The sequence below is a fragment of the Gluconacetobacter tumulisoli genome, assembly GCF_014174155.1.
Taxonomy (GTDB): Bacteria; Pseudomonadota; Alphaproteobacteria; order Acetobacterales; family Acetobacteraceae; genus Gluconacetobacter; species Gluconacetobacter tumulisoli.
This window is the reverse complement of record NZ_JABEQM010000029.1, coordinates 1-5,084: the sequence shown is the minus strand read 5'-3', so window position 1 is coordinate 5,084 and position 5,084 is coordinate 1. Positions and strand designations below refer to the sequence as shown.

Below are 5,084 nucleotides of genomic sequence, written 5' to 3'. Positions count from 1 at the left end.
ACAACCAACGACCACTCTTCGTCTGATACGTCAGAGGGATACGGCTTGCGAACTTGCGTCATTCAGCATTACTGAACCAATCACCCACGAAAGTACATAACACCCTCTAGGCTCTGGCAGCGACGCGACATTCACCGCACCGTTTCTTGACGACACGATCCTTCCCCACATAGGCTGGCGAACATAATATAAGTCATACCTTCATCGCAAAGTAACTGGCAATGAAATTTTCTCGAAGAGCTGTTTTTCCCTCTTTGGTGGGTCTTTTGTCATCAAAAGCTTACTCTGCTGAGCCGGTGAGCGGGCCCACTTCATCGTGTTTTTCGTGCAACCAACGCTACTCGGTTGATGCTGTTCCACTTAGTGCTTTTCCAGGGGGCAGTGATCTCACCAATATTCAATTGGCCTTTCGCCGAGCTCTTGATTATTGTAAAATAAACGGTAGAACTATGGTGGAGTTTCCCGCCGCGAGTTGTGTCATTGATTCCGAATTAATAGTTGACATTCCAAATATTCATGTTTTTGGAAATAATAGTGTATTGATTCAAAATAATAGTGCACGAGGGGGGGTTCGAATTCAGGCTGATAACGTTAAAATATCGGGATTCAGTATTATTAACGGAAGTAGGCGTGAGCGTTTGCGGGGGGGGGATTATTTTGGATCGTTGGCCCGTGATCGCGTAGCCGGTGTCACAGTGTATGATGCAAATATGTGCGTGCTTTCTGACTTGATGATTGAGAATTTTAACGCGGGAATCTATCTAACTGGGTCTCAGTCACGTAAAGATAAAAATGTTGGTACAAAGGTATTTGGAGTGACAACATCAAAGTGTGATATGGGTGTTTTGTTTACTCAACAAGATGAACTGAGATTGTCTAATATCCAATCTTTTTCTATTACCAACGTGCAGGGTGTTCCTCCTCACTGCGTCTATGGCAGCGAGCATGGAGGCGAAAACGGACTCGTCATGGTTTCAGATTTATATTGTGGAGAAAATGATTTTGATTCTGGGTTTAAATTTAAGGGATGTACTTTAAGTGGGGGAAATTTAACGGGTAAAAGCTCTACTATTCTTCTTCAGTTAGAGCGCTGTGCAGGACAGTTAACGAGTATGAGCCTTTTTGATCAGAAACGAACCGCCTCGTACACAAGTCAAGCTGTAAATATTACACAGTCTCCATACATAAGACTGAGCAATCTTCTAATTAAGCGGTCGGCCTATAGAGGAAAGGTGTTTCGAATCCACAGTAGTCCAGGGGTTCGTTTGGAAAATGCGTCTGTAGAGACGACCCTGGCCCTTGATCGGGGCGAGAGCCCGTTTATAATTGAAGAGCGGTCTGACGACGTCATGATTATTAATTCACGTTATGTGGATCATAGTTCAACTCCTACAGACCGCCCCGTTTTTCAAATAGCAAATTCTGATAGGGTCGGTATAGTATCGCCTGAAGTTTTTGGAACGGATCGTATCGCCCTTTTTCAAGGGAAGTCTACTAACGGGTTTGTCTCAATATTTCCGCCATTCCTAAAAAATGGCTTGGCTCCTCAGGAAAAGGGGCTTCATCAGATTGATCAAAGTCACAATAACGATATTATGATAAATGTAACAAAGTAATTTCCTGCTTACCAACCGGGTGGCAGTTCAAAAAATCCCTCGTGTTGAAGGGGGATAACAATTGATGCCTTTAGGAGTTAGGTCGATGGCATTAACTCAAGCCTTAAGCCCCTATGCTATATACATGCCGGGGGAGTGCGATTCGACCGTCATACTGGCATTTAGCTATCGCGATATTCCTGCTGGAAAATTCGGACACTACAAGATCTTGAGTGGGCTTCCTTATTCAAAGCTATTGGTGAATTGCGTACACGAAAGTTGGTACCAAGATGGCATCCCCCCTTTTGGGGATACTATCGACGCAACGGCACGTGCGATTGAGCAGTTTCTTCATAAAAAAAACGTAACCAGGGTGGTCTGTTTTGGTCATAGCATGGGGGGCTACGCAGCTCTTCTATATGGAAATCTTTTGTCAGCTGATTCCGTACTGGCTTTCGCGCCCGAGGTAATTTTAAACTGGCCGGGGGGACGAGCTGTCAAGCACCTTCGAGGACGAGGCGATCCGAAGCATGTATCTTTAGTTCGAGGGGATCGAGTTTGGAAAAGAAATCGATCTCGGCTCTTCTTTGGTAAAAATGAATTGCTAGACACTGCTCATGCCTTGATCTGGCACTCCGTATCTCTTGAGCCAATCCACATGCTTGATGACTGTGGTCACGCTGTGGCGCCCCATCTAAATTATCACAGCTTGCTGGGCCCACTCATCAACGAAGTGGCGTCAAAGGGTACGACAAGTTGCGTATCGCAACTCGAAGCAGACCAGTCTCATTTGGATGGTGTATACGGCGCTGGCATAACATCAATTCCGCCGCTAGACGACATTGTCGATGGGTATAAGAAAATTTGTGCTATGGATCCCGGGAATGCTCATCTTCAATTTCAGATGGCACAGACGCTTCGATCTGCCAAACGCCATAGTGAAGCTGCCACGTATGCGGAGCGAGCTCTGCATTTCAGACCGCTCCCTTCGCATCGGGCTCTTTTAATCAAGTCTCTGTTCGAAACAAAAAAATTCTCTGAGTGTTTATATCATATTCAGCGCTTGCCAGACGATTATGCATCGAAGCCTGAAATTTTGATGATGCATGCTGAAGTTTGTGCGGCACTTGACGATATCGGCGAAGCAGCAAGGCTGTCCTTACACGCGTTTGAAATTGAACGACTCCCCAAACAGGCTCTTTTTGCGGCAAGGTGTTTTCGAAATCAAAATGAATTTGTTAGGGCAATTGATATATTGGAAAAAGCCATTAATAATTCTTCTGGAAACATCAATATTTTCTTGGAAAAAGCCGCGATTCATGAAAAAATTAAAGAATTTGATCGTTCTTATGAATGTATAGAAATGGCTTTGATGTCATCTGAACTAGATAATGTTGCTCGAGATAGAATCGATCGGATTTCCGCTCGTCTCAATCGCAACCGAATAGTATCCTCAGCATGAGCTGTGGTATGGCGAATCGTGTCCAAAATTTTTTTCTTAACATTTGAACCCTTAAGCCGGAGGGTCCGCGGGGTGGCGTTACCTCCACGGCATATGTCGGGAGATCATGGCAATAGATGACGAGACATCCGGTAACGGGTGAAGGCGAGTTCCATGCCGACGCCTCCGCCGACCTGTCGCGTGTGTACGAGGCGCTTGCCCTGTTGCGGCGTCATCAGACGGACACGGCGGCCGCTCTGTTGGCGGCCTTCGATCCTGCTGAGCCCGGCCCGGTTGTGCTAAAATGCGCGTTTGCCAGGTTGCGCCTGCAACAGGCAAGGGACGATGAGGCTGAGATTCTGTTACGGGAGGTGCTGGCGATCCAGCCGGAGCATCTCGACAGCCTGCAGTGGCTGGGGGATCTATACAGCAAAAAGAAGCAATACAGCGCGGCGACCGACCAGTACGCCCGTGTCGTGGAACAGACCGGGCGGCCGCATGATTTTTTGAAGTATGGCCAGGCGGCGTTGCGTTCCGCGCGCAATGAAGAGGCGCTGCCGGCCCTGCAACGATCGGTTGCGGCGGAACCAACATTGCTGGGTCGCACTCTTCTTGCGACCACGCTCTTTCGCCTGAAACGGTATGAAGAGGCGATGGCGGCTTGCGAACAGGTGTTGGCGCTTGATCCGGATCGTCTGGATACGCTCCGTGAATGTGCGTTTTCCCATCAGAGGACAGGGAACGCCGCTGCCGCGGCAGCTTGTTTCGAAAGAGCCAGGATCCTGCGGCCCGACCTGCCGCGCAGCTATGCCGAACTGGCGCGGGCGCGGCAGGGAGCGGGGGATCTTCCAGCGGCCCTGTCGGTGCTGGAAGAAGGGGTCCGGATGTGTGGTGAAACAGCCGACTTGCTGACCGAAGCGGGGCGGCTGCTGGCGCAACTGGGGGACCGAGCCGGGGCGGTGGTACGTTTTCAGCGTGCGCTGGCGCTTCAGCCGGATCACCTTCCTGCCGGGCTGGAACTTATCCGCAAGGCGATCACGCTGCGGCAATTCGGATTGGCCAAGGAAAGTGCAGAACGGCTGATGGCCCGTCTGCCCGAACATCCGGATGTTCTCTATGAATTCGGGCGTGTCTGCATGGAAACGGGGGCGCAGGATCGTGCCGGGGGGATATTCGAACACATCCTCACCCTTCGGCTCGATTTTCATCAATGTCATCACCGTCTTGCGCTTCTGGCCCAGCGCCGGTCCGACATTCCCGCCGCCATCGGCCATCTGGATCGTGCCCTGGCCCTGATGCCGGACAAGGCCGGCTATCTGCTGGAGCGCGCCCGTCTGCGGCTGGCCGATAATCAGATTGATCCGGCGAGGCAGGATGCCGAACGTGCGTTGGCGCTCGAACCGCGCAATTTGAAGGCCGCGCAGATCGTCGCTCTGATCCAGGAGATCAGTGGCGAAATGCCGGAAGCGCGTATCACCGTTTGTTTCCACGGGACGGCGCAGGATGGGGCCGTGCTGCGCGCGATCCTCGTGGCTGTGGCGCCGTTCGAGGTCTGGATCGCAACGCAGGACGATACAGGCGACTTCCCGCCGGAGCGGCATCTTGCTGTCGGGCGGGATGAACTGGAACTGGCCCTGATCGATGCCAGCGATGCTGAATGGCTGCTTGTCGCACCGGTCGCTGCCGCCGCGGTTCTTCTCCCCCGCCTTGCCGATCCTTCATTGAGGACGACACTGCGGTCGATGGAGAAGATATATGGTCGTGTCGTCCTGACGGATGCAGGCGGTGGGGTGCAGGCTGTTCTGCTGCGGCGCGAGTTGCTGCTTCTGTTGGGTGAGGTGGCGACGTACGAAGATCTACCCGCCAGAATGGTGTTGCAGCGTAGTGCGGGGATGATCCGCGGCATTGCGATCGATCCCACGGGTGGACGGCGCCGCTTGCCGGCGCCGGTGCTCGAGGGAAGGGACAAGGTCTTCCTGGTGTCGCGCCACGGCTTCGAACTCTATGGCGGGGGCGAGCAGTTCCTGCGCGGCATGGCGCGCGTCTAT

3 protein-coding genes are annotated in these 5,084 nt (G+C 51.8%); all 3 read left to right on the top strand.

From position 1 onward, the window contains the following. The first annotated feature begins 221 nt into the window (after nt 1–221). On the top strand, nt 222–1,616 hold the full coding sequence (locus HLH28_RS17670; protein ID WP_182961916.1) for a right-handed parallel beta-helix repeat-containing protein: 1,395 nt from the start codon (nt 222–224) through the stop codon (nt 1,614–1,616). An 85-nt stretch (nt 1,617–1,701) separates the two neighbouring features. Then, nucleotides 1,702–3,057: an alpha/beta fold hydrolase gene (locus tag HLH28_RS17665; RefSeq protein ID WP_182961915.1), complete on the top strand. Its 1,356-nt coding sequence runs from the start codon at nt 1,702–1,704 to the stop codon at nt 3,055–3,057. A gap of 116 nt (nt 3,058–3,173) precedes the next feature. Further along, on the top strand, nt 3,174–5,084 hold a 1,911-nt coding region (locus HLH28_RS17660), incomplete at its 3' end, for a tetratricopeptide repeat protein (RefSeq protein ID WP_182961914.1).

What these genes read in the sequence shown, in the direction of transcription:
- HLH28_RS17665 (WP_182961915.1), top strand. Translation starts at nt 1,702, where the DNA reads ATGGCATTAACTCAAGCCTTAAGCCCCTATGCTATATACATGCCGGGG.
- HLH28_RS17670 (WP_182961916.1), top strand. Translation starts at nt 222, where the DNA reads ATGAAATTTTCTCGAAGAGCTGTTTTTCCCTCTTTGGTGGGTCTTTTG.